Origin of the sequence: Fictibacillus arsenicus (genome assembly GCF_001999465.1) — a bacterium.
In the GTDB taxonomy this organism is placed as follows: domain Bacteria; phylum Bacillota; class Bacilli; order Bacillales; family Fictibacillaceae; genus Fictibacillus; species Fictibacillus arsenicus.
On the sequence record NZ_MQMF01000001.1, the window covers coordinates 1,213,990 to 1,239,420 of the forward strand.

At 42.6% G+C, this 25,431-nt stretch carries 26 protein-coding genes; 4 read left to right on the plus strand and 22 right to left on the minus strand.

Going from position 1 to position 25,431, the window contains the following annotated elements; translation table 11 throughout:
* Window positions 1–34 precede the first annotated feature (34 nt).
* Window positions 35–577: a manganese efflux pump MntP gene (locus tag UN64_RS05965; RefSeq protein WP_226537019.1), complete on the minus strand. Its 543-nt coding sequence runs from the start codon at window positions 575–577 to the stop codon at window positions 35–37.
* Between the two features lie 198 nt (window positions 578–775).
* Between UN64_RS05965 and UN64_RS05970 the strand changes: the two genes are divergently transcribed.
* Window positions 776–2,998 (plus strand): PAS domain S-box protein, encoded by a 2,223-nt coding sequence (locus UN64_RS05970; protein ID WP_077360633.1) that lies wholly within the window; start codon window positions 776–778, stop codon window positions 2,996–2,998.
* Window positions 2,999–3,238: 240 nt separating this feature from the next.
* On the opposite strand, the gene UN64_RS05975 is transcribed toward UN64_RS05970, so the two are convergent.
* The 7 genes from UN64_RS05975 to UN64_RS06005 form a co-directional block, all read right to left on the minus strand.
* Window positions 3,239–4,294 carry an L-threonylcarbamoyladenylate synthase gene (locus tag UN64_RS05975; protein WP_077360635.1) on the minus strand — a complete coding sequence of 352 codons (1,056 nt, stop codon included), beginning with the start codon at window positions 4,292–4,294 and terminating at the stop codon, window positions 3,239–3,241.
* Between the two features lie 123 nt (window positions 4,295–4,417).
* Window positions 4,418–4,858 (minus strand): GNAT family N-acetyltransferase, encoded by a 441-nt coding sequence (locus tag UN64_RS05980; RefSeq protein WP_077360637.1) that lies wholly within the window; start codon window positions 4,856–4,858, stop codon window positions 4,418–4,420.
* Entirely contained in the window at window positions 4,824–5,201 is a 378-nt protein-coding gene (locus tag UN64_RS05985) for a hypothetical protein (protein ID WP_077360639.1), read from the minus strand. The genes UN64_RS05980 and UN64_RS05985 overlap by 35 nt, the downstream gene beginning before the upstream one ends.
* A 108-nt stretch (window positions 5,202–5,309) precedes the next feature.
* Entirely contained in the window at window positions 5,310–5,966 is a 657-nt protein-coding gene (gene spoIIR, locus UN64_RS05990) for a stage II sporulation protein R (protein WP_077360641.1), read from the minus strand.
* Window positions 5,967–6,376: 410 nt separating this feature from the next.
* Entirely contained in the window at window positions 6,377–7,243 is an 867-nt protein-coding gene (gene prmC / locus UN64_RS05995; RefSeq protein WP_077360643.1) for a peptide chain release factor N(5)-glutamine methyltransferase, read from the minus strand.
* 1 nt (window position 7,244) lies between these two features.
* Entirely contained in the window at window positions 7,245–8,318 is a 1,074-nt protein-coding gene (gene prfA, locus UN64_RS06000) for a peptide chain release factor 1 (RefSeq protein WP_077360645.1), read from the minus strand.
* 106 nt (window positions 8,319–8,424) lie between these two features.
* Window positions 8,425–8,718: a winged helix-turn-helix transcriptional regulator gene (locus tag UN64_RS06005; protein ID WP_077361171.1), complete on the minus strand. Its 294-nt coding sequence runs from the start codon at window positions 8,716–8,718 to the stop codon at window positions 8,425–8,427.
* 163 nt (window positions 8,719–8,881) lie between these two features.
* Here UN64_RS06005 and UN64_RS06010 point away from each other — a divergent pair, with 163 nt between their 5' ends.
* Window positions 8,882–9,169: a hypothetical protein gene (locus tag UN64_RS06010; RefSeq protein WP_077360647.1), complete on the plus strand. Its 288-nt coding sequence runs from the start codon at window positions 8,882–8,884 to the stop codon at window positions 9,167–9,169.
* Window positions 9,170–9,368: 199 nt separating this feature from the next.
* Here the strand turns inward: UN64_RS06010 and UN64_RS06015 are convergent, their stop codons facing one another.
* The 3 genes from UN64_RS06015 to UN64_RS06025 all read right to left on the minus strand — a co-directional run bounded on the left by UN64_RS06015 (window position 9,369) and on the right by UN64_RS06025 (window position 11,754).
* Complete coding sequence (locus tag UN64_RS06015) at window positions 9,369–10,511, minus strand: S8 family peptidase (protein WP_077360649.1); 1,143 nt, start codon at window positions 10,509–10,511, stop codon at window positions 9,369–9,371.
* 232 nt (window positions 10,512–10,743) lie between these two features.
* A complete protein-coding gene (locus tag UN64_RS06020) occupies window positions 10,744–11,388 on the minus strand; it encodes an MOSC domain-containing protein (RefSeq protein ID WP_077360651.1) in 645 nt (214 codons plus the stop codon).
* A gap of 39 nt (window positions 11,389–11,427) precedes the next feature.
* The gene (locus UN64_RS06025; protein WP_077360653.1) at window positions 11,428–11,754 is read right to left on the minus strand and encodes a hypothetical protein; all 327 of its coding nucleotides are present in this window, start codon (window positions 11,752–11,754) and stop codon (window positions 11,428–11,430) included.
* A 153-nt stretch (window positions 11,755–11,907) separates the two neighbouring features.
* Here UN64_RS06025 and UN64_RS06030 point away from each other — a divergent pair, with 153 nt between their 5' ends.
* Window positions 11,908–13,239: a CoA-disulfide reductase gene (locus UN64_RS06030; protein ID WP_077361173.1), complete on the plus strand. Its 1,332-nt coding sequence runs from the start codon at window positions 11,908–11,910 to the stop codon at window positions 13,237–13,239.
* A 38-nt stretch (window positions 13,240–13,277) separates the two neighbouring features.
* Here the strand turns inward: UN64_RS06030 and UN64_RS20490 are convergent, their stop codons facing one another.
* The 10 genes from UN64_RS20490 to UN64_RS06075 form a co-directional block, all read right to left on the minus strand.
* On the minus strand, window positions 13,278–13,409 hold the full coding sequence (locus UN64_RS20490) for a 3-methyladenine DNA glycosylase (RefSeq protein WP_139343031.1): 132 nt from the start codon (window positions 13,407–13,409) through the stop codon (window positions 13,278–13,280).
* Window positions 13,410–13,487: 78 nt separating this feature from the next.
* A complete protein-coding gene (locus UN64_RS06035; protein ID WP_077360655.1) occupies window positions 13,488–13,955 on the minus strand; it encodes a hypothetical protein in 468 nt (155 codons plus the stop codon).
* Between the two features lie 326 nt (window positions 13,956–14,281).
* Window positions 14,282–14,908 carry a thymidine kinase gene (locus tag UN64_RS06040; protein WP_077360657.1) on the minus strand — a complete coding sequence of 209 codons (627 nt, stop codon included), beginning with the start codon at window positions 14,906–14,908 and terminating at the stop codon, window positions 14,282–14,284.
* A gap of 226 nt (window positions 14,909–15,134) precedes the next feature.
* Window positions 15,135–15,380: a type B 50S ribosomal protein L31 gene (locus UN64_RS06045; protein WP_066293975.1), complete on the minus strand. Its 246-nt coding sequence runs from the start codon at window positions 15,378–15,380 to the stop codon at window positions 15,135–15,137.
* A gap of 106 nt (window positions 15,381–15,486) precedes the next feature.
* On the minus strand, window positions 15,487–16,773 hold the full coding sequence (rho, locus tag UN64_RS06050) for a transcription termination factor Rho (protein ID WP_077360659.1): 1,287 nt from the start codon (window positions 16,771–16,773) through the stop codon (window positions 15,487–15,489).
* A gap of 557 nt (window positions 16,774–17,330) precedes the next feature.
* On the minus strand, window positions 17,331–18,299 hold the full coding sequence (gene glpX, locus UN64_RS06055; protein WP_066293980.1) for a class II fructose-bisphosphatase: 969 nt from the start codon (window positions 18,297–18,299) through the stop codon (window positions 17,331–17,333).
* An 85-nt stretch (window positions 18,300–18,384) separates the two neighbouring features.
* Window positions 18,385–19,677, minus strand: a complete 1,293-nt coding sequence (gene murA / locus UN64_RS06060; protein ID WP_077360661.1) for a UDP-N-acetylglucosamine 1-carboxyvinyltransferase — start codon at window positions 19,675–19,677, stop codon at window positions 18,385–18,387.
* 287 nt (window positions 19,678–19,964) lie between these two features.
* Complete coding sequence (gene fsa, locus UN64_RS06065; RefSeq protein WP_077360663.1) at window positions 19,965–20,615, minus strand: fructose-6-phosphate aldolase; 651 nt, start codon at window positions 20,613–20,615, stop codon at window positions 19,965–19,967.
* 229 nt (window positions 20,616–20,844) lie between these two features.
* Window positions 20,845–21,708: a class II fructose-1,6-bisphosphate aldolase gene (gene fba / locus UN64_RS06070; RefSeq protein WP_077360665.1), complete on the minus strand. Its 864-nt coding sequence runs from the start codon at window positions 21,706–21,708 to the stop codon at window positions 20,845–20,847.
* Window positions 21,709–21,957: 249 nt separating this feature from the next.
* A complete protein-coding gene (locus UN64_RS06075) occupies window positions 21,958–22,335 on the minus strand; it encodes a response regulator (protein WP_171978822.1) in 378 nt (125 codons plus the stop codon).
* A 167-nt stretch (window positions 22,336–22,502) separates the two neighbouring features.
* Here UN64_RS06075 and UN64_RS06080 point away from each other — a divergent pair, with 167 nt between their 5' ends.
* Window positions 22,503–23,045, plus strand: a complete 543-nt coding sequence (locus UN64_RS06080; protein WP_077360667.1) for a DUF2529 family protein — start codon at window positions 22,503–22,505, stop codon at window positions 23,043–23,045.
* Window positions 23,046–23,370: 325 nt separating this feature from the next.
* Here UN64_RS06080 and pyrG read toward each other — a convergent pair whose 3' ends face one another.
* Window positions 23,371–24,972: a CTP synthase gene (gene pyrG, locus UN64_RS06085; protein WP_077360669.1), complete on the minus strand. Its 1,602-nt coding sequence runs from the start codon at window positions 24,970–24,972 to the stop codon at window positions 23,371–23,373.
* Window positions 24,973–25,431 lie beyond the last annotated feature (459 nt).

A 25,431-nucleotide genomic window follows, 5' to 3' on the forward strand; every position in this document is an offset into this window, starting at 1 on the left:
ATAGAAATAAATCCTCTCGTTCTTTGACCTTAAATTAAAAAGGAAAAAGAATCTTCACGCCAAACGCGAGCAGAATGCAGCCTCCTAAAGCCTCGCTGTAGGAACCAAGCCACTTCTGCACTTTCTTTCCCATCATCAGCCCGCACCATGTAAGAAGCATGCTCATCATTCCGAACATAAAAATAGTCAGCCACGTTTTTGCGCCATAGATCCCTAAACTAAGACCAACAGAAAAACTGTCAAGAGAAGCACTCAATGCAAAAACGAGCAGACCGAAGCCAACTGGCCGAACAAACGGCTCATCATCTTTTGAAAAAGAAGAGCGAATCATCGTCATTCCCAGTATAACGAGAAGGATTCCTCCTACTATGCCTGCGATTCCGCCAAAATGAACAGAAATCTCTTTACCGATCGTCATTCCGCCAAGCGGCATCAGCATATGGAACAGGCCGATCGTGATTCCTATTTTCATAATCTGCTTAATTCGAAGTGAAAGCATACCCATTCCCAGCCCGATCGAAAAGGCGTCCATACCGAGTGCGATGGACATAAACCATAGTGTCATCCATTCCCCCATCGTTGCCAAATAGTTCCCACTCCTTTATCCATCATACTTTCAGCCTATGCATGTCTACTTTTAAAAAGACTAAAAAATATACAAGCTCATTTAACGTTTAAAAATTGCACACTTTACAGCGGCATAGGAAGGGAAAACGCGTGGGAGTAGCGTATATAAAAGAGATATAAACCTGTTCGAAATAAGGGAGGAACAAGCATGGTCCATAACGCACCGGCCATTCCGGCAGCTGGAGAAAACATATGGCGGTTTTCTCCGTTCAAAACCGGTATTTCCCGCCAAAAAAGCATGACCTTTCGATTTAAAAAGCAGGATGAAGAGATCATCATGACCGAGAGCCAGGGTGAGCTTTTTGACATGTTCGGCCTCAAACAGGAAAACGTTCTGCAAAAAAGAATAGAAGATATCTTTCCGCAAGAGATGGCCGTTTTTAAAAGAGAAGTTTACGAGAGAGCATTAAACGGAGAAAGTCTGACATACGAATCGAAACTGAACGGCATTCCATTTTTAGCAGCGATTGGTCCGATCTATAAAGATGGAGCGGTCTCAGAAGTTTATGGATTCTGCGTAGACCTGAGCGAAAGAGTACAGGTTGAAACGCAGCTCGCAGAAAGTGAACAGCGATTCAGATCATTGATGGACCATAACATCGATGCCTTGTTCTCATTGGATCTGGACGGAAAATTCACGACTGTCAACAAGGCTTGTACCGAACTAACAGGCTACAGCGAAACAGAACTTCTAAACATGACGTTTGATCCTCTTATGATGCCAGAACGAAAATCGATTGCGATCGATCAGTTTAACGATGCCTTAAAAGGCAAATCTAAAATGCACGAAACACGCATCCGCCAGAAAAACGGTGAGATCCGCCAGATCACTTTTACCCTTACTCCGATCATCGTGCTTCACAAAATACATGGTGTATTTGGAATCGCGAAGGATGTTACAGCCAAAAGAGAAGCGGAAAAAGAGCTGAGAGAAACAAAAGACCTGCTCGAATCAGTTATCTATCATTCTAGTGACGCCATCTCAGTCGTGCATTTAACGAATTATTCCGTAAAAGTAAATCCAGCGTTCGAGCTGATCTACGGGTGGTCGCAAAGCGAACTGAACAGCGGACTCTCATCCCATATGCTGCCGATCGTCCCTCATGACAAAGCTGCTGAATCTGAGAGATTGATGACCATTGTAAAACATGGCGGCTATGTAAAAGGCGTCGAAACGATCCGGCTGACAAAAAGCGGAAAACGTCTCAATGTGAGTCTTTCTCTAAGCCCTATTTACGGAGAAAATGGTGATGTCGTTGCTTTATCCGCTATTTCGCGCGATATCACAGAAAAAAAATTAAAAGAAAAAGCGTTAAAAGAAAGTGAAGAAAAATACCGGATTATAGCCGAAAACACAACGGATTTAATCGGAGTTGTAGATCTTCAAGGGGACGTAAAATATTTCTCTCCCTCTAACAGGCTATTGCTCGGCTTCGACCCGTCCATTTATGATGGCAAAAAGATTCAAGGCTTCTTCCATTCAGACGACAGACCAAAAGTGAAATTCGCGATCAACGAAATGGTGCAAACGCTAAAACCTGTGAAATTTGAAGTAAGATGCAAGCATGCACACGGCCACTGGGTAACCCTTGAAGCGAACGCAACACCGATCATCAATGACCTCGGCCAGCCGGAATCGTGCGTTGTTGTAGCACGTGACCTAACGGAACGGAAGCAAACAGAAGAAATGCTCAGAAAATCAGACAAGCTCTCCGTACTAGGGCAGCTTGCAGCCGGTGTGGCACATGAGATCCGCAACCCGCTAACTTCGATCCGAGGGTTTCTGCAGCTTCTGCAGTCAAAAGCGTCAGAAGACAAAGATTACTACGAGATCATGCTTTCAGAGATCGATCGCATCAACAGCATTGTAGGAGAATTCATGCTGCTCGCGAAGCCTCAAGCCATGAATTTTACGAAAACAGACCTGCGGGACCTGCTCAGACATGTCATATCGATCCTGGATACCCAAGCCATCTTAATGAATGTTCAGATCTACTTTGAAAGTGAACCTGATCTTCCTGAAATTTGGTGTGTGGATAATCAGATTAAACAAGTGTTTGTAAACATGCTGAAAAATGCAATTGAAGCAATGCCGACAGGCGGCTCTGTACATATTCACCTGCGAAAGCAAGAAAATTACGTAATCGCGTCCTTTATCGATCATGGCTGCGGGATTCCTGAAGAGCGTTTAGCTACTCTCGGTGAACCTTTTTATACGACAAAGGAAAAAGGAACAGGTCTCGGCCTGATGATCTGTTATAAAATTGTAGAGAACCATCATGGAAAAATTTTAATCGACAGCAAGATTGACGAAGGAACGACCTTCTCGATCATGCTGCCGATTCACAAAAATAAGCCTGTGTCGCAATAGACACAGGCTTATTTTTATCGATGTTTTAGCAAAAATGGTTGCTAATAGATGCTGTTGATTTCCGCTCCAGAATGCTCGCTTTCCGCGGGGTGTGCGGTGAGCCCCCTCGGTGCTTTTTGCACCATGAGGGGTCTCACCTGTCACACTGATCCCGCAGGAGTCTCGCACCCTTCCGCTCCAATCAACTTGGCAAAGAAGTTTATTAACAAAAACAATTCAAAAGCAAAAGAACCATCTTTGTTATTCTTTTATGATGTTTCCGCCGGCAGATTTTTCTAGCCGGTTCATAATAGCCACGCCAACTCCTGTTTTCGGGAACACTTCCCCAAAAATCTGATCGATACCCGCTTCATTAAATGAGCGAAGTGCCTCATATAAATGCTGAGCAACCGTTTCTGGATTTCCTCTTTTCCCAGCAGGTATTACGCAGTCTGCTTTATAAAAATCTACTCTTTCATCCGTAGTCAGGATTCCGATTTTCTTCCCGGCAGCTTTTTCTTTATCCACAAGCTGCTGCAAAAATTCGGGACTTCCATCCACAAGAACAAACGGAGCATCCGGTGCATAGTGGGTATATTTCATCCCAGGTGACCTCGGAGCCAGTTTTTCGTTCTGAATACCTGGATCAATCATGACATTTCCCGTACCTACAACGTGTTCCAAATCCTCAAATGTTACTCCGCCTGGCCTTAAAATAGTTACTGTCGCATCTGTACACTCAACGACGGTGGATTCTACACCTACTCCTGTAGAGCCTCCGTCCAGAATTCCAGGAATTTTTCCTTTTAAATCTTCGTATACGTGGTTCGCTGTTGTCGGACTTGGTTTGCCTGACAAGTTCGCGCTAGGTGCAGCAAGCGGTACACCTGATGCCTCTATCACAGCTAATGCAACTGGATGATTAGGCATTCTTACCGCAACTGTGGATAACCTAGCTGTTACTTTTTCGCTCACGATATCACCTTTCGGCAGGACGATCGTAAGCGGACCTGGCCAAAAAGCGTTCATCAGCTTTTCCGCATTTTCTGGTATGGAAGAAACAAGCCCCTCAAGCTGCTTTCGGTCTGAAATGTGTACAATGAGCGGATTGTCACTAGGTCTGCCTTTTGCTTCAAAAATTCGTGCTATCGCATGGTCGCTTTGAGCGTTTCCTGCCAGTCCATAAACCGTTTCAGTCGGCAAAGCAACCACTTCATTTTGTTTTATCCACAAGGAAGCCTGAATAACATGTGGATGTTTTATTAAATTTTCGTCAAAGTTATCCACAGTCCAGCGTTCCGTTTGGAATGATTTCATGGTTTAAATCCCTTTCTACTACTCAGGTCGTTCACCTTTTATAAGGTCGATTCACAAAACTTTTATATCCACAGAGTTATGCACAATTTGTCGCAAATTGTGGACAAGTTGTTGACAAACTACTTAAGAATCTAAAGCATACGCTAAAAGTTCTGCTCCTGATGCTGCATTATTTTTAACATGATCGGCATTTTCGATATGTGGAGGCACTTTATCTTTCGGAATGACTTTAAAAGACAGCGCTTCAAACATATGCACCGCTTTTGTGAGTAAATAAAGTGTTTCGACTCCTTTGTCTTTAGAGTATACCAAAATTTTGTCGATGAGTTTAAGGAGAAGAGATTCAGAAGAATATTTCTGCTTTAGTACGAATGAACGCAGCAACCCGTCGTTACCGATACGTTCAAGCCCTACCGTTCCAATCGTCTCCCCTTCATCATTCACCACGACAAGATAGTTTTCAATGCTATCCTTGATTCCTTCAGACTGAAGTCCAGCTTTTCCAACAAGCTGCAATAAATCCTTTGCTTCATGCTGCATAGCCTGCCTTAAAATAATCGTCATATTCAACTCTCCCCTGTTTTAAATTTGATTCTTCTAAAAGTTCATTTCTTATAAGTTTGTTTTTTTTAAGGTTCTTCTCTAAAAGATTGTTGTTTTGGATTATTTTTTTCTCTTCATTGACAAGTTGATTGTAACGGAAGGGTGCGTGCCTACCACATGAGAAGCTTCTCGCAGGCATGCGACTGGGAAGCTCACCTCTGTAGCATTGACTTGTAGAAGCAGGAGCAAGGATACTTCCCTGATGCGGGACAGGTGAAACTCCTAAATGCGCAAAGCGCAGAGAAGGCTCACCGCCCGCCCCGCGGAAAGCGAGCACCCTGGAGCGGAAATCAACCACTTCCAAGAGGACCAATCTGCTATTACAGATAGTTAAAAAAAGAAGGCACACCTTTTAGGCTTACCTTCTTCATTTTCTATAATCTATGAAAATAGGGAGGAACTTATGCACATTTTAAGAGAATAACGATCCGACTGCACTTACTAGGCTACCAAATAACTCTACGACAAAGAATTTCGTCTGGATTTTTTCTGTTTCATCCGCTTCCTCTGCAGAAGCAGTTTCGCCTTTATCACTCTTGCCTTCTTTGTTTTCTTTTACAGCATCTCCGTTTTCAAAATCCAGGAAGCATAATGGCGGGAAAAGTACACACCACCAGTTCTTGCCTTCGCCTTCTCCAAGCGTGATTAGCACTGCTTCGTATTGACCAGCCGGATAAATATAGTCACCATACATTTTAGTAGGAAACGCCACTTTGTTCAGTTCTACTGAAAATGTCTTTTCAATGCCAGCTTCGTTAAGTTTGTTCTGAACGATTTCTTCGATCGCTGGAAGCTGCTTGCGGATGATTTCGCGCGCTTCACTTATTGTTGATAACTCATCTACCCACGTTGTGATCTGAGCATTTACTTCATCACGGATATCACGCTTAAGCTTTTGATCAGCTGCCGTGTTGCTATTTGCTAAAATGCGAAGTCTGATTGACTCTTCCGGTATTTTAACAGAGGCATTCATCGTCGCGTTTGCCACTTTTGTTTGTGTTTCAAAGAATAAGAACATCACCGCTAAAGATATAAGAATAAGAATAAAGAAATGATTGCGTTTTTTCATCGTTTTTTCCTCCCCTTCGTCTCTAACCACAGTTTGGTCAGTGTGAGAAAAAAACATACTAGCAAACTACTAAAATCTTTTCTGTCTGTTTCGACAAAGTTGTTAACGATTATAAAGGGATAGAATGTTTATCTGATGTATTAGCCGGCAAGTAGAAAAGAAGATAACCGCACCGCTTAAATTGATGGTGAAGGAATAAAAAAGGGCTGACTCTGTAGCTTAAAGCTTAGAGTCAGCCTTTTTTGCGGGGAAAACTGATTCAGAAAAACAGTTATGATCCTTCAGCCGGATTTATGAGCCTCCAAACTTTTTATGAGCCTTTAAAACTTTTTATGGTCCTTCAAAAAATTTATGAACCTACACATTGAAAAGAATAGGGGACAGACCCGGGTCTGTCCCCTTTTCCCAAATTATTTACCAACCACCGCAAACACCATGCGGTCCTTCCCGCTGATATCATACTTCACATAAACGGTCGCAGCCTGAAAAGTATCTTTCAGCATGCTGGCAACGGTTGCTCCCTGCCCTGCTCCTACTTCAAAGCCAACAAGCGCTCTTTCCTTCAAAACAAGCGGCAGCTCTTCCATGAACCTTCTATAAAAATCATAGCCATCTTCCCCGCCGCTCAACGCGCGCATCGGTTCTTTATCTTTTACGATCGTATCCAAAACCGCGATTTCTGCATCAGGGATGTATGGCGGATTCGATACTACCACGTCCAGCTTAATGTTCTTATCTATAAAAGGCTTCAGCAAATCTCCGTGTAGAAACTCGACATCTGCTCCCAGCTTTCTCGCATTCCCACGTGCTACTTCTATGGACTCTTTCGCAATGTCCACTGTGTAAACTTTCAGATCCTTATTCTCAAGCGCCATCGTAACGGAAATCGCACCGCTTCCTGTCCCGATATCTGCAACAGCGACTTGTTCACCACCCGAAAAATGCTCAGAAATCAGGGTAAGCATATGCTCCACTAACTCTTCAGTTTCAGGACGTGGAATTAGAACTTCTTCATTCACAGAAAACGTGCGGCCGTAAAAATCTTCCCTGCCGGTAATGTATTGAACCGGCTCACCGTCAACGTGACGATCTACCACCGATTTTAATTCTTCATACTTTTCTTCACTTATCGGATCGTGAAGACGCATCAGCATATCCGTACGGCTCACATCCCCCAAGACATGTCTCATCAGAATCTCAGCGGCAAAAGCTTCCCGATTATGGTCTGCTAAAAAAGAAGAAGCCCAGGCGAGGGCTTCATGAACTTTGGTACTCATTTTACGCGTCCGCCTGTGCTTTCATCTTGCTTGTTTGATCTTCTGTGATGAGCGCTTCTACAAACTCATCCATTTTACCAAGAAGAATTTGGTCAAGCTTCTGGATCGTCAGGCCGATACGGTGATCGGTAACACGGTTTTGCGGGAAGTTGTACGTACGGATACGTTCAGAACGATCACCTGATCCAACCGCACTCTTACGTGTCTCATCATACTCTTTTTGTATTTCTCGTTGAATCTTATCATAAACACGCGCACGAAGAACCTTCATCGCTTTTTCTTTGTTCTTGATCTGTGATTTTTCATCCTGACACGATACAACTGTGCCTGTAGGAATATGTGTTAAACGGACCGCTGATTGTGTCGTGTTTACAGACTGACCTCCAGGACCAGATGATGTAAACGTATCTACACGAACGTCTTTTTCATGAATATCCACTTCTACTTCTTCTGCTTCAGGAAGAACCGCTACTGTAGCTGTGGATGTATGGATACGTCCGCCAGATTCAGTTGCTGGTACACGCTGAACACGGTGTGCCCCGTTCTCATACTTAAGCTTCGAATAAGCGCCAGCACCGTTGATCATAAAGATAATTTCCTTATAACCGCCAAGTTCTGTATATGAAGCTTCGATAACTTCTGACTTCCATCCTTGCATTTCCGCATAACGGCTGTACATGCGGTAAAGATCGCCAGCAAACAATGCTGCCTCGTCTCCGCCGGCTGCACCGCGGACTTCGACGATAACGTTCTTGTCGTCGTTCGGGTCTTTCGGAAGCAATAAAATTTTCAGCTTGGCAATGAACTCTTCAATCTGATCAGAAAGACCAGAAATCTCTTCTTTTACCATGGCTGTCATTTCAGCATCAAGCTTTTCCTCGAGCATCATCTTTGCTTCGTCCAGCTGTTCTTTTGCCTCTTTATATTCACGGTAAACCGCAACAGTTTCCTGAAGAGAAGATTGCTCTTTTGAATACTCGCGCAGTTTGTTCGTATCATTAATAACTTCCGGATCACTCAATAATTCATTCAATTTATCATAACGCTGTTCGATCGTTTCTAAACGTTCTAACATGGTTTTTCACCTCTGCTTTGTATGCATAACATTATAATTATAGTCGTTCTCAGCTAAACTCTCAATCTTTTTCAGCAAACTCTCGCTTCTTCATTGTAACTATTTTTTATCCGTTTAATTCCACTTTATCAACATGATTTCTTCCCCATTCACTCATAAGATGCAGGGTCGCTTCTAAATCTCTGCCGTATTCCGTCAAAGAATACTCAACTTTCGGAGGAACTTGCGGATATACTTCACGATTGATCAAGCCATCAGCTTCTAATTCCCTTAGCTGAAGCGTCAGTGTTTTTTGTGACACTTTAGGAAGCAGTTTTTTAATTTCACCAAAACGTAAAACATTATTTTGCTGCAAATGGCATAGGATGACACCTTTCCATTTTCCGCATACCACATCCATCGTCACTTCAATTGGATGAGAATATTCTTTTCTCAATCGAAAACACCCCTTAGTTTCATTTCGTGCCCTTAGTTACATTAATGTACCTTCTTGCGTTCGGATACTAACTCTCATTATAATAACTACGATAAGAAAAGACTATAAAAATATTGGGGACCTGCCGATGTCTAAAACGATTCGAATCGTAAAGAACGGAGAAAAAAGGAAAGTGCATCCAGAGGACTTGCCTTGGGTCATCCTTCAGCTTGAAAAAGGTTTGGAAAATGGTTTGATTGAAATTGTTCAGCATACCCCTTCCATACGGGCTTTCAGAAAAAAAGATTATGTATTCGGTTCAACCATCTTCAGCTGGAATCATAAAGAGGAAGATCAGCTTTATTTTGATTACTATCAGTTTAAAGTATTTTGTGATGACTTGGATGTGAAGGTCAGATACTCAGAAGTAAGATAAAAGAATGACCAGCATAAAAAGAGGCCCCAGTCAGGGACCTCTTTTTGCAATATCAGAAGATGTTGATTTCCGCTCCAGGATGCTCGCTTTCCACGGGACGTGCGGTGAGCCCCCTAGGCTAATTAAGCCTGCCGTGGTCTCACCTGTCCCGCTGGTCCCGTAGGAGTCTCGCACCTTGCGCTCCAATCAACTATAAAAGTTATCTTGTCGCAGCGTAAACATCAATTACGCCTTTACCGTAATAGAATGAGTCGCCAAGCGGTTTTGCCGTATTCACCAGCTTTTGACGAACTTGAACGTTTGAAAGTCCTGGGTTTCCAGCCATAATAAGCGCTGCTGCTCCTGCTACGTGCGGAGAAGCCATTGACGTTCCGTTGTAGCTGTCATAGCCGTTTCCTGGAACTGTGCTTAAAATGTTTACCCCTGGCGCCATAACTTCAAGTTCAGACCCTACACTTGAGAATGAAGCACGGTTGTTGCTGGAATCTACAGCACCAACTGCCATAACTGAAGCATATTTTGCCGGGTAGCCGATTGTATTCTGCTTTCCTCTTGTTCCTGAGTTTCCTGCAGCTGCAACTACAAGAACGCCAGAGTTATATGCATTATCACAAGCTTGCTGAAGCGCTGTTGAACCAGAGCTTCCACCTAAGCTCATGTTGATGACATCCATATTGTTTGCTACAGCCCACTCAATTCCTTGAATAATGCCGCTGTATGTTCCGCTTCCAGAACTGTCTAGCACTTTTACCGCATAAAGGTCAGCTGAATAAGCTACACCAAGAACACCTGTTGTGTTATTAAGAGCCGCTACTGTACCTGCAACGTGTGTACCATGGCTGTTGCCGTCTGTAAGTGCATTTGGCTCACCTGCCACGAAGCTCGCTCCTCCGCGAACGTTTAAATCTGCATGACTAGCGTCGATACCTGTATCTAAGATTGCCACTTTTACACCTGAACCTGTGTTTCCAGTCGCATGAACTTGATCCGCTTTAATATGTGTAATGCCCCATGGCGTTGTTTGAGCTGTTGCATATGCCATGTGATCTTCTTCAACATAAGATACATTCGGGTTCTTCTTAAGCGCTTCGGCAGCCGCCTCTGGCATAGAAACAAGCATCGTATCCATAAATTTGAACTGATGCTTAACCTGTCCACCCATTTTTTTAACTTCATTTACTTGAGCTGTTTGAATATCTGATTTAAAACCAACGAGGAAGTTTTTCGGTCCTTTGTCAACCGTTGCAGCAGATGCAGAGAAATGGAGATTTCCTACCAATAAGGATAGGACAAACAATAAACTGAGCATTGCACTAAACGTGCGTAATACAGTTTTTTTCATTTCTTTTCCCCCAATCATGATTTTATAACAATCAAACCATGTGCTCTTGGTGGTCAGGTCCCGGGCCCGTTATGTATATTTCTGAATTGTTTGACTATTACTGGATAATTGTAACACGATTGTGGATTTCAAATATTGGGAAAAAAGTGTTCATTTATATGGAATGAACGACCTTAATAAAGAACAGTTTTCCCAAGTCCAAACATAAGGGAAAACTGTTATAATAAAAGTTTTAAGTTTTCTTTAAAAGAGACTGCCTCATATTTTCGGCCAGTTCCTTCACTTCGATCAGCCGCTGGATTTTTGCAGGATCTTTTTCAAAACCATACTTAATCTGGTTGGCTTCGGTTACCGTAATTTCAGAAGGATGTTTTTCAATTCGGACCATCTCATCACCAGCTGTGACAAACCCTTCTTTCAATACACGAAGGTAGTATCCAGTACGCCCTGTGTCCACAATTTTTTTTATCATATCAGGACGACAAAGTATGGATGCCAAAGTGTTGCACGGCTGCCTCGGCTGGGTAATCTGTACGACTGCTTCCCCCATCTGAATAACATCTCCAATACAAACATCGTCTTCTAAAAATCCGAGTGGAGTAATATTTTCGGCGAATGAAGGAATCACTAGAGGTTTATCAAGCTGCAATTCAGTATTCCATTTTTCATAGTACTCATAAGGATAAACACACACAGCTTGGTCAAATCCCCCGTGATGAACGGTATCTCCTACCCCGTCGCCCTCAAAATGAGTTTTACGTAGGAAAACGGGATCCTTTTGGGGAATTTTATGATATCCAGTAAAAAAGGATCTGCCCGATGCAGTGACTTGTTCAGGGAGCTTGATATTTAAAGAAACGACTTTTCCGTTCATCATCCTCACCTCAAAAAAAGCATAGCATAGGACAAAAGGAAATTAATAGGAAAATATATTTTTGCGCAGCTGCTCGTAATCTAAGCGCTCTTGATTTATTCGAATCGCCTTTGTAAGCTCTTCAATAATCACTCTTTCATCTGTAATCACGTTGAACACGTACGGAATCGTCGCAAAATGCCCTAAGAAATGCGTACAGCCCACATAACGAGGGTTATCTGTATGTTTTTCCGTTTTATATTTTATAATAAAATTCCCCATTCCTTCATAAACAGGGTCTAAAGGTTTCTGGTCCAATTTTTTCAGCAATGTATGTATCGGCTGAACAGGAGCATTCCAGTCCGTTCCGTTCGATTTAATCTCTAGCACACAACCACCTCTTTCTACTATCATAATTCGTTTTTGGAACCGGCTTCTTGTTGGTCAGTTACTATATTGGCAAGGCTTTTGGATACTTCACGTTACTTTTTTTAAGCCGATGGGAATAATATAATGTTAGATACATGGAAAGGAGCTGAACAAATGAAATATTGCATAATTGGAGGAGACGCAGCCGGGATGAGTGCCGCGATGCAAATCGTACGAAACACGGAAAATGCCGACATTACCGTTCTGGAAAAAGGCGGGATCTACTCTTATGGACAATGCGGTCTTCCATATGTTGTTGGCGGGCTGATCCCTTCAACCGAAAAATTAATTGCTAGAAGTATCGACACGTTCCGCGAAAAGTACGGAATGGATGCGCGTACTTTTCATGAAGTAAATGCAGTAGACACAGCTTCTAAAACCGTTTCCGGTGTCCATACTAAGAGCGGTGAACCTTTTGAGGTAACCTATGACAAACTTCTTATCGCGACTGGTGTAAGGCCGATTATGCCGAAAGAATGGACAGGTGTTCATTTAAAGGGAATCTACCCGTTAAAAACAATTCCTGATGCAGAAGAACTGATGGCTGGTCTTAACAACGTTCAGCATGTAACGATCATCGGAGGCGGATACATAGGTTTGGAAATGGCCGAGAACGTGGCAAGACTCGGTAAAAAGGTGCGCATCATACAGCGAAGTAATCAGCTTGGAAGCATCTTTGACAAAGACCTTGCGCCATTGATTCATGACGAAGCAGAAAAGCACGGAATCGAACTTTGCCTGGAAGAGGATGTGATTGGCTTTAAAGGAGATGATCACGTTCAATTTGTAAAAACAGCGAAAAAAGATTATCCGACTGATCTCGTTATCGCAGCGGTAGGTGTTAAGCCGAATACTGATTTTTTGAAAGATACAGGGATTTCGTTGAATAAACAAGGCGTGATTGTCGTTAATGAGCGGATGGAAACAAATGTGGAGGGTGTTTATGCTGCAGGAGACTGCGCTACCCATTATCACAGGGTTAAAAAACTGAACGATCATATTCCGCTCGGAACAACCGCAAACAAACAAGGAAGAATCGCTGGACTGAACATGGCGGGTGTGGATAAAACGTTTAAAGGCATCGTCGGGTCTTCGATCATTCAATTTATGGATCTGACTTTAGGAAAAACAGGGCTTTCCAACAAAGAAGCAGAAAAACTGGGGATTCCTTATGATGAAATTCGAATCACATCAAAAAGCCATGCCGGTTATTATCCTGATGCTAAAAAACTCGAATTGAAATTAACGTATCATAAAGAAACAAAAAAACTGCTAGGCGGACAGATTATAGGCGCTGAAGGCGTTGATAAACGAATTGACGTTCTTGCAACCGCACTTTATCACGAGATGGATGTAGAAGAGCTGACAGATCTGGACTTATCATATGCTCCTCCATACAACGGTTCTTGGGATCCGGTTCAGCAAGCGGCAAGAAGACTAAAATAGGATTTAAAAAACCGGTCTTAGAGGACCGGTTTTTATATTTAATTATTTTTTGAATCTTGGTTACCTGTGTGATCTGGTTTATCGGGATCACGCTGGGGTTCCACATCTTCATTCGACCGTTCCTTCTCCTCTTGTTCTGGAGAGTCCTCAGACTTTCTTTTATCAACCATTACAATCCCTCCTCTCATCAGATACGTACTTTATTTCCCTATCGGATGAGATGAAAACATAAAAAGTTGATAAAAAAGTTACTGATCGATTTTAAGGGAGAAGTTATACCTTGGAACCGCACGTTCAACTGCATTTGTGATTTTACGATACAAAGCAGAGCGTTCACTTTTAGACATATCGTCCGGTACGTTCACATGAATGTGAGCGTAGTTCCCGTTGATTGTCACCATTTGCGGGTTGATTCCCGAAACATCTTTTACAGTCTGGCGAATCAAATCCTGATCATCAGATAAATCGAAACGCGATTGATTCATGCTTCTGTAATTGCTTGGATTCATGTTCGTGTCATAACTATAATTGATGCGGGGCTCGTTTTTGGTTAGGTGGTAATTTATAATTCCGTGTCCAAACATGTTGTCACGGATTTCCCCATTTTCATCATGAGCTGCCGGCTCCGTTTTGGCTCCTTCCTCCTTATACGACTGCATAGGAGAACATGCCGTAACGAGCAGCACTAAAAATGGCATAAAAATAGCCTTTTTCACTATAAACACCTCCCATATCGTTAGGATTTCCTATGCAGGAAGTGTTTATGAACGAAAAGGTGCAGTTTTGTTGGGCAAAACTGGTCATTATTAATTTCTGAAACCGGGGAAAAGGGTGGAACTAGACCGTTGGAAGACTCAATCCAAAAGTTTGATACTCCAATCCAAAAATTTTGGGCCTGAATCCAAAAGTTTCTGCCCTGAATCCAAAAGTTTTTACCGTTTATCCACGAGTCGACAATCCACGACAGGTTCGACACCCTCATTCCTTTCACAAACAAAAAAGCCCGGAAGCACACATGCTCCTGGACTCAACATACAAAAATTTAGTTAGAACGACCTTCCAAGCCCTCTACGCCTGAAAGAAGATTTCTCTTTTTCCCTGGTACTTCATGACAATGACGGCAGCGGGGCTCGTACGATTCAGATGCGCCCACTAGAATAACCGGATCATCATAAGAAGCTGGTTTACCGTTGATCAAACGCTGTGTACGGCTTGCAGGAGAACCGCAAGACATGCAGATCGCTTGAAGCTTCGTCACGTGCTCAGCAAGTGCCATCATTCTTGGAACAGGTCCGAACGGCTCGCCTTTAAAATCTTGGTCAAGACCCGCTACGATAACGCGCAGTCCTTGATCCGCAAGCTCTTGAGCGACTGGAATGATATCTTCATCGAAGAATTGCACTTCGTCGATCGCAACCACTTCTGTTTCAGGCAGTACATTTTTTAAAATTTCAACAGATCGTCCTACAGGCTCAGCCATAACTGCCGTTCCGTTATGAGAAACAACCGATTCCTCGCTGTAGCGGTTATCAATAAGCGGCTTGAACACCTGTACTTTTTGCTTAGCATACGTTGCTCTTCTTACACGGCGAATCAATTCTTCTGACTTCCCAGAGAACATGCTTCCGCAAATTAATTCGATCCAGCCATTTTGTTTCATCACATACATGACTTGCTCCCCCTTTCGCAACAATCTTCCCCTTAGTATGTACGTATTTCATTCTTACAAATAAAACGTTCTTTTCAGGAGCAGCTAACTCCTTTTAAAGGACAAATTAAAGTTTCTACGCGTATAAAAAACCCGGCCCATCAACGGACAGTTACCGAGTTTCCAATCGTTTCTCTATAAAGAAAAAAAGGGCAAGAAAGACTCCTGCCCTTTTACTTGCAACAAATTACTTAAGGTTGTATTTCTTCTTAAAGCGGTCAACACGTCCACCAACATCAGAGAACTTCTGACGTCCAGTGTAGAACGGGTGAGTGTCAGAACTTACATCCACTTTAATTACTGGATATTCGTTACCGTCTTCCCATTTCATAGTCTCGTTTGAATGCAACGTAGAACCAGAAAGGAAGCTAAATCCACTTTGAGCGTCAACAAAGATAACCTTCTTATAATTCGGATGAATTCCTTGTTTCATGTCAATTTCACTCCTTCTGCCCTGTTTCCTATGCGGAAGCAGAGTTAAATAAACACATAAAAACAGTATAACAGGGACAAATCCCATTTGCAACCATACTTTTTCGTTAGTTTGTTACGGTTTTAACGCGCTTTGGTGCGCCTTTTTTTTCCGACTCAAAAAGCTCAAAAAATTCTTCGTTGTTTTCTGTTTTGCGCATTCGTTTCATGAATTTATCTACGAAATCGAACGAGTCATCCATCGTCTTACGGATCGACCATAATGCTTCAAGATGATCTTTTGCGATAAGCATCTCTTCTTTTCTCGTACCTGAACGGCGAATGTCGATCGCAGGGAAAATACGGCGCTCTGCCAGCTTGCGGTCTAAGTGAAGCTCCATGTTTCCTGTTCCTTTGAATTCCTCGTAAATAACGTCATCCATACGTGAACCTGTATCAACAAGTGCCGTTGCTAAAATCGTTAAGCTGCCGCCTTCTTCAATGTTTCGGGCAGCACCGAAGAATCTCTTCGGACGATGGAACGCAGCAGGATCGATACCACCGGACAGTGTGCGTCCGCTCGGTGGGATAACCAAGTTGTAAGCACGAGCCAGACGTGTAATGCTATCAAGCAGAATAACAACGTCTTTTTTATGCTCAACCAATCTCATCGCACGTTCCAAAACAAGCTCTGCCACTTTAATGTGGTTTTCAGGCACTTCGTCAAACGTTGAACTTACAACGTCACCTTTTACAGAACGCTCGATATCCGTTACTTCCTCAGGACGCTCGTCGATAAGCAAAACAATAAGTTCCGCTTGCGGGTTGTTTGTTGTCACGCTGTGTGCGATTTCTTTCAGCAAGCTTGTCTTACCCGCTTTAGGAGGAGCGACGATCAATCCACGCTGACCGAAACCAACAGGCGCCATCATATCAATGATACGTGTTGAAATATTGTTGCTCGTTGTTTCCATAACCATTTTCTTTTCAGGATAGAGGGCTGTTAATGCAGGGAAATGCACTCTTTCCTTAGCCGTCTCAGGGTCCTCACCATTAACCGCGTTAACTTGCAAAAGTCCGTAATAACGCTCATTTTCTTTTGGAGGACGAACTTTACCTGATACTTTATCTCCGTTTCTCAGATCAAATCTGCGGATCTGTGACGCAGATATGTAAATATCCTGTGAGCTCGGAGAATAGTTGATCGGACGCAAGAAGCCGAATCCTTCGTTCGGGATAATCTCCAATACACCTTCCATGAATGAATAACCATCAAGTTCTGCTTGTGCTTTTAAAATAGAAAACATCAATTCCCGCTTTGTCAGTTTTCCGTAATATTGAATATTAAATTGTTTCGCAAGCTCATAAAGCTCTCTTAATTTTTTTGTTTCTAATGTAGCTAAATCAATCCCCATAGTGACACCACGCTTTTCTTATTTTACTATTGATTTTTTTACTGAAATTTTGGGATTTATATATGTTGGTTTGGTTTTGGTTATTGGAAGGAGTTCCTTGAAAGTTAAGGGTTTAGTGGGTTGAAGAAATTTTTATTCTAATGAATCATACTTCTTATTTTAACCACAAAAATGCTCTTTAATCAAGTCAGGACAACTGGCCGGCTACTGCCATAACGTGAATTTACAATACAATCCTGGATTTTGCAACTTTACTTTAAGCTAACCTTTGGATGTAGTTAATTTCCGTTCCCGATGCTCGCTTTCCGAGGGGCGTGCGGTGAGCCCCCTGCCACATGGCCTTAGGGGTCTCACCTGTCCCGCTCGTCCCTCAGGACAAGGAAGGCTGCGGCAGCGATACATCGCACGAAGAAAATTTGAAGTTCAATTTTCGAGGAGTCTCGCATCTTGCACTCCAATCAACTTGCTATGATGCGACAATACAAAACCAAACTTCAATCCTTTAGAGAAAAACCTAACGGAAAGACCGGACGCAATGTCCGGCCCTTTTTATCCTATTATGGTTTGATTACAAGGTCTGGTTTTTTCTTTAGGCTGTGTCTGCCGTCGATAAAACGAACTGTACCCGATTTTGCACGCATAACGACAGATTGAGTCGTTCCCGTTGATCCGTCGAAACGAACGCCTTTTAACAGCTCACCATCCGTTACACCTGTAGCTGCAAAGATCGCATCGTCCCCTTTTACGAGGTCGTCCATGTACAATACGCGGTTCACGTCTTCGATCCCCATGCGTTTGCAGCGTTCTAATTCTTCGTCGTTCTGTGGAAGAAGTTTTCCTTGAAGCTCTCCGCCAAGACACTTTAAGGCAACGGCCGCGATTACGCCTTCAGGTGCTCCGCCTGATCCGAATAAAATATCTACACCTGTATCATCGAATGCTGTATTAATCGCAGCGGCAACATCACCGTCAGAGATCAGCTTAATTCTCGCACCCGCTTCACGAATATCCTGGATGATCTGCTGGTGGCGAGGACGGTCTAGAATAACCGCTACTAAGTCTTCAATATTTTTATTTTTCGCTTCGGCTACTGCTTTTAAGTTATCAATAACAGGAGCGTTGATGTCGACTTTCCCTACGCTCTCACGCCCGACTGCAATCTTGTCCATGTACATGTCAGGTGCGTGAAGCAGGTTTCCATGGTCAGCGATCGCCAGAACAGCAAGTGCGTTCCATGTTCCAGATGCCACGATGTTTGTCCCCTCAAGCGGGTCCACCGCAACATCTACGCGAGGGCCATAGCCTGTCCCAAGCTTTTCACCGATATAAAGCATAGGAGCTTCGTCCATTTCTCCTTCGCCTATTACTACCGTACCTTTCATAGGAACCGTATCAAAAACGTTTCTCATGGCAGTTGTTGCAGCTTCATCTGCCTCGTCTTTCTTGCCTCGTCCCATCCAGCGTGCTGATGCAAGAGCTGCCGCTTCTGTTACACGAACAAGCTCCATTGATAAACTTCTCTCCATAATGTGGTTCCCTCCCCATACTTAAAACGCTTACATATTTATCCTTAAGAAAAATCACCGGTTGGGGTGATTTCTCTTTTTACACTTATGAGTTCTTCATTTCTTCCATTTCTTCTACGTCCATATTTTCACGCCATACTTTAGCTCCAAGTCCTTTTAACTTTTCAACTAAAGATTCATAGCCGCGGTCAATATGCTCAAGACCTGAAATCTCAGTTACACCTTCAGCCATAAGACCCGCTACAACAAGCGCTGCTCCTGCACGAAGGTCAGAAGCTTTAACTTTTGCCCCTTCAAGCTTTGCTGGCCCATTAATTATAGCAGAACGACCTTCCACTTTCACATTAGCTCCCATACGGCGAAGTTCATCTATATGTTTAAAACGTGCACTGTAGATCGTGTCTGTTACAATGCTCGTTCCTTCTGAGCTTGTTAAAAGCGATGTGAACGGCTGCTGAAGATCTGTCGGGAACCCCGGATAAACAAGCGTTTTGATATCGACGCTCTTTAACGGATCTTTTCCGCGATAAACTAGCACCTGATCGTCTTTCGTTTCAATGAAGACGCCCATCTCTCTCAGCTTGGCAATCAATGATTCTAAATGCAGAGGAATGACATTATCTAATAAAACCTGCTGACCCATTGATGCTGCTAAGATCATGTACGTTCCAGCTTCGATACGATCAGGAATAATAGAATGACGGCACCCATGCATTTTTTCGACACCATCAATACGAATTACGTCTGTACCTGCCCCTTTGATCTTTGCACCCATGCTCGTCAAGAGCGTAGCCACATCGATAATTTCAGGTTCTTTTGCTGCATTCTCAATAATCGTCTGCCCTTTTGCTCTTACTGCTGCAAGCATGATATTGATCGTTGCTCCAACACTTACAACATCCAGGTAGATACGTGCACCAACAAGCTCATCTGCGCGCAGATAGATCGCCCCTTGCTCGTTCGTCACTTTTGCACCAAGCGCTTCAAAGCCCTTAATGTGCTGGTCGATCGGACGCGGACCGAGGTTGCATCCCCCTGGCAAGCCGATTACAGCTTTTTTAAAACGTCCAAGCATCGCACCCATCAAGTAGTAAGAAGCACGAAGCTTTTTCACCTTTCCGCTTGGAAGAGGCATCGCAATCATGTTTTCAGGGTTAACCGTAAGCGACTGATTTTCGTCCAGGTAAGCTTCTCCCCCGATTTCCTCTAACAAATCACGCAGAATACGGACATCTGATATGTTAGGCAAACCTTCAATGGTAACGGTAGATTCAGCCAGTATCGTAGCGGGAATCAAGGCCACCGCACTATTTTTCGCTCCGCTTATTTGGACCGTTCCTTCTAGAGGATAGCCCCCTTCAATCATCAGTTTTTCCATGGTAAACTCCTTTCAGTAAGAGTCACAAAGACAGTCGTAATTGTGAGTATATTACCAGTTTCGTTAATTTTATTATTTACCAAAATTTTCTTTTAATGTACAAAAATTGTGCGCATCTTTGTCGCCTTTGAAAGTGGTTGATTTCCGTTACAGGTGCTCGCTTTCCGTGGGGTGGGCGGTGTGCCTCCCTCACCCTTTGGGTGATAGGAGTCTCACCTGTCCCACTCGTCCCACAGGAGTCTCCCACCTTTCACTCCAATCAACTATTCTGTGTTGAACGAACAAAATTATTTTTTATTGGCCGCATCCCAATCAGCAAGGAATTTTTCAATACCTTGATCTGTTAATGGGTGCTTTACAAGACCTTTAATAACGTTTGGCGGGATCGTTGCAATATGAGCTCCGCGCAATGCTGCTTCTGTTACATGAACAGGATGGCGGATCGATGCTGCAATGATCTCAGTTGGAATCTCATGAATCACAAAAATTTGCGCTACTTGTGAGATAAGCTCCAATCCATCTTGACCAATATCATCTAAACGGCCTAAGAATGGCGATACATATGTTGCTCCAGCACGTGCAGCTAACAAGGCTTGGTTTGCATTAAAAATAAGTGTTACATTCGTTTTAATATTTTCATCAGAAAAAGTCTTAACGGCTTTAAGTCCATCAAGCGTCATCGGCACTTTCACCGTAATATTCGGCGCAATCTTAGCTAATTCACGGCCTTCTTCAACCATTTCTTCATAAGAAGTTCCGATCACCTCAGCACTAACAGAACCCGGTACAAGACTTGTAATTTCCTTCAAACGCTCATGGAAATCGACGCCTTTTTCTTTTGCTACTAGAGACGGGTTTGTTGTTACTCCAGATAAAATGCCCAGGTCATAGGCTTCCTTAATATCATCAATGTTTGCTGTATCAATAAAGAATTTCAAAACAATCACTCCTGTTTTTTTAGGTTTCTCGTTCATTTATATTCTTTTATAACACACACTTCTTCATACACGTTAGTAGTGCGCTTACATTTTTCTTTTTATATAAGTACACTTTATTGACGGATTTTCCGTGTCCCACGTTACACACTATTATAGTGTAAATGAAACCGCCTATGATGTATAGGCGGTTTCAAAGAAAGGTTCATATTAGTCTATTTTGACCAGAAATTTACGCTTTGTTGGAAGATCCGAACTCGCGCATTTTTCCTGCTACTGTTGATTGAATCGCATCGCGAGCTGCAGTCAAGTATTTACGTGGATCGTACTTGTCCGGGTTAGCTCCGATATATTCTTTAACAGCTTTATGTGAAGCAATTTGGTTTTCAGTGTTAACGTTGATTTTAGCAGTTCCTAAAGAGATCGCTTTTTGGATATCTTTTGTCGGAATACCAGTACCACCGTGAAGAACTAGAGGTACACCCGTAAGTTCCATAACTTCTTTCATGCGGTCGAATCCAAGGTTAGGCTCACCTTTGTAAGGTCCGTGAACTGAACCAAGTGCAGGTGCGAAACAGTCAACTCCTGTTTCACGAACAAGCTGATCACATTCAGATGGAACAGCGTATGCAGCTTCAGCATCGTCAACGATTAGATCGTCTTCTTGTCCACCGATACGGCCAAGTTCTGCCTCAACAGAAACACCGTGGATGTGAGCAAGCTCAACCACTTTTTTCGTTAACTCAATGTTTTCTTCTAAAGGATGATGAGAGCCATCGATCATAACAGATGTGAAACCTGCATGAATAGCTTCAGCACACTTCTCAAAGCTTGAACCATGGTCTAAGTGAATCGCTACAGGAACAGTTACTTTGTACTCTTCCATAAGTGCTTTTACCATAGCAACAGTTAGCTTAAATCCACCCATATAACGAGCAGCACCTTCAGATACACCAAGAATTACTGGTGAATTCTCTTCTTGTGCAGCTTTAAGTATAGCTTGAGTGAACTCAAGGTTGTTCAAGTTGAATTGACCAACTGCATAATTTTCCGCTTTTGCTTTTTCAAGCATTTCCTTCATTGAAACTAAAGGCATGTTACATGTCCTCCTTTGGATATTGGCACGAGCAGACCAACTACGTTTTGTATTGTATATTGCTGAAATGTACAAACAGCAAAAAGAAGCCATTATAGTTTACCTTTCATGGCGTCTTGCTAAACATTTCATAATGCTCATTTCCATTCTAGTATAGCATACCAATATCGCCCGGAAACCGCAACACATCAACGTTTTCAGGGTGTAAACGCTACCATCGGCGACACGTCAGGCTTTTATAGATTTTTCTTAGGAAGGAGTATTTAATGGAAGTTCTTTCCTGACCGCAGCACGGATCTCATCGATGTCGAACGGTTTTGCAAAATGAGTAATGGCTCCCAGTTTCATGGCTTCATGAATCATGTCCAGCTCACCGTAAGCAGTCATGATAATAACTTGAATCGTTTCGTCATGCTTCTTCACACGGCGAAGAATCTCCAGGCCATCCATTCCTGGAATTTTCATATCTAAAATAACAAGATCAGGGCGGTCCTTCTCCACAATAGATAGAGCTTGTACACCATTAGCAGCCTGATACGTCTTGTAACCTTCTTTTTGAAAGATTTCATTTAAAAGAATTCGAATGCCATATTGATCGTCTACAATTAAAATTTTTCCGCTCATTATTGCTCACCTCATCTGAGTTCATTTGCAAATCAACTTATCAGTATCTATTTCTATATATCTAAACAATTTCCTGCTGTCCATCCATGAAATGTCATGTTAAATTCAGTATACTAAACGAAAGAACTATTTTGCGATAAATTGATATTCGTGCAAAAGGAGTACATTTGATGCTTAAAATATTTTCAACTCAAGTTTCTGGATTATTAAAAGCGATTTCTGATAAAGAAGAACAGTCTGTCGAGGAGGCTTCCCGCTTGCTAGCCCATTCCGTATTGGCTGAGGGAACCGTTTATTTCAAGGGATTCGGTGAAATGGAAGCAGTCGTGGGTGAGGCGCTGTTTGGTGAGAATAAATTCCGGAACGGTGCGGAGTTTAAGGATGAGAGAATGGACAGTTTGCTGCCAGTGGATAGTATAGTTGTGGCAAGCCGATTTATGGATGATGAGGAAGCAGTTGCATTTTGTAAAAAAGTGAAGGAAACTGCTGATTGTCATGTTATTTTGATGGGTGGACGCAAAAAAGAGACAGATATTGCGTTTGATTTGGAAGCTGCAGCAGATATCGTGATCGATACAAAGGCTGTTCGTGGTTTAGTGCCATTAGATGACGGCTCTCGTATTGGATTTCCGTCTGGATTGACCGCATTATTCACTTATTACGCGATATTTTTAACAACCGAAGAGATTCTAGAAGAATATGATGAGGAATAAGATGAAGCCTGGCTGTTGTGCCAGGCTTTTTTTGTTTATTGAAATATATTTGTCGAAATTTCGATAAAAAATTTTATCTGTGGAATTATTACGAATTACCCTGTAATAATCCCTCAAAATATGGATCTTGACTATTTCACCGTACAAAAATTTGCTTCGACCGTACCAAAATCAGCAACGACCGTACATTTTTTCCCCTTAACCCTACAAAAACCAAAAATAACCGAACAAAAACAGCAAATGAGCAACCTATCGACACTATCATCATAAAAAATCGGCAGCTCCCTTAACAAAAAGGAACTGCCGACTTAAAACATTCATCTATTTAGTTCTTCAACTGTGTTACCGCACCGATAAAGTCGCGGAATAGTGCTTGTGGTCTTGTTGGTCTTGATGTGAATTCCGGGTGGAACTGAGACGCAACAAACCATGGGTGATCCGCTAGCTCGATGATCTCAACTAGTCTTCCGTCAGGAGATGTTCCTGAGAAGATGAATCCTGCCTTCTCCATCTGCTCACGGTATTCATTGTTAAACTCGTAGCGGTGACGGTGTCTTTCGTAAACAACCTCGTCATTATACGCATCAAACGCTTTAGTATCCTCTTTAATTTTACAAGGATATAGTCCAAGACGAAGTGTTCCTCCTAGATCTTCGATGTCCTTTTGTTCAGGAAGCAAATCGATTACTGGGAACGGTGTTTCAGGCATAAGTTCTGCAGAATGAGCTCCTTCAAGTCCTAGAACGTTGCGGGCAAATTCAACAGACGCAAGCTGCATGCCTAAGCAGATTCCCAAGAAAGGAACTTTGTTTTCACGCGCAAATTGAGTAGCTAAAATCTTTCCTTCTACCCCTCTGTCGCCGAATCCGCCAGGTACTAAAATACCGTCAGCATCCTTTAAAAGGTCGTTTACATTCTCAGCGGTAACCATCTCAGAATTGATCCAGTCGATGTCGATATCTGTGTCGAAATGGTAACCAGCATGGCGCATCGCTTCAACAACAGAAATATAAGCATCTTGAAGTGCTACATATTTTCCGACTAATGCGATCTTCACTTTTCCTTTAAGATTCGTTACTCGGTTGATCAGCTCTTTCCACTCAGCCATATCCGGTTCGTGCGTTTCAAGCTTAAGATGCTTACAAACAAGCTCGTCCATCTTTTGTTCTTGAAGATCAATCGGCACCTGGTATAAAGTATCAGCGTCTCTTGCCTCAATTACTGCTTTAGGGTCGATGTCACAGAACAATCCGATTTTATCTTTCATTTCTTGTGGAACTGGCATTTCCGTACGAACCACGATAATATTCGGCTGAATACCAAGACTGCGAAGCTCTTTTACACTGTGCTGTGTCGGCTTTGTTTTCAGCTCGCCCGCTGCACGGATATATGGAATAAGCGTACAGTGGATGTACATGACATTTTCAGAACCGACATCACTTTTAATCTGGCGAATTGCTTCTAGGAACGGCAAGCTCTCGATGTCTCCAACTGTTCCGCCGATTTCCGTAATAACTACATCTGCGTTCGTTTCACGGCCCGCACGGAAAACACGTTCTTTAATCTCATTTGTGATGTGCGGAATAACCTGAACTGTTCCGCCAAGATACTCACCGCGGCGCTCTTTGCGAAGAACCGTAGAATAGATTTTCCCTGTTGTAACAGAGCTGTATTTGTTTAGGTTGATGTCGATAAAACGCTCATAGTGACCTAAGTCCAAATCTGTTTCAGCGCCATCGTCTGTTACGAAAACTTCACCATGCTGATAAGGACTCATCGTTCCTGGGTCCACGTTAATGTACGGATCGAACTTTTGAGTCGTAACTTTCACTCCGCGATTTTTTAATAATCGGCCCAATGAAGCCGCCGTAATCCCTTTTCCTAATGAAGAAACAACCCCGCCTGTAACAAAAATATATTTTGCCATGATTCAATCCCCCTAAATTTTCTAAAATAAGTATGTGCTTTAAAACGTTTTTCTACTATCGGGAGTGGCTTGTTTTTTTGTACAAGCACCGTCCAATCCGTGTAAAAAATAAAAAGCAAAAGACACTTCCCCTATGGTTAGGGGGCACTTTTGCTTTGAGTTCATATATAATTAGTCTTTTATAAAAAAAGATACAGGAATAGCCCAAAAAGAATATTACCCGACTCCACAGCTCATGTCAAGATGCTAAGAAGGAATCATTTTTTAAGAAAAAATGATTCTAATTGCTGTGCCAGACTCGCCAATCCAGAAACTCAGCCCAAATAGCCACGAATTTTGACGGTGAATCCAAAAGTTTCTACCTTTAATCCACGAGTTTTGCTCCTCAATCCACATTTAGTCATATATATGACAGGCCTGTACTGCCCCTTTATAAAAAAGAAAAAAACCAGCACCCTC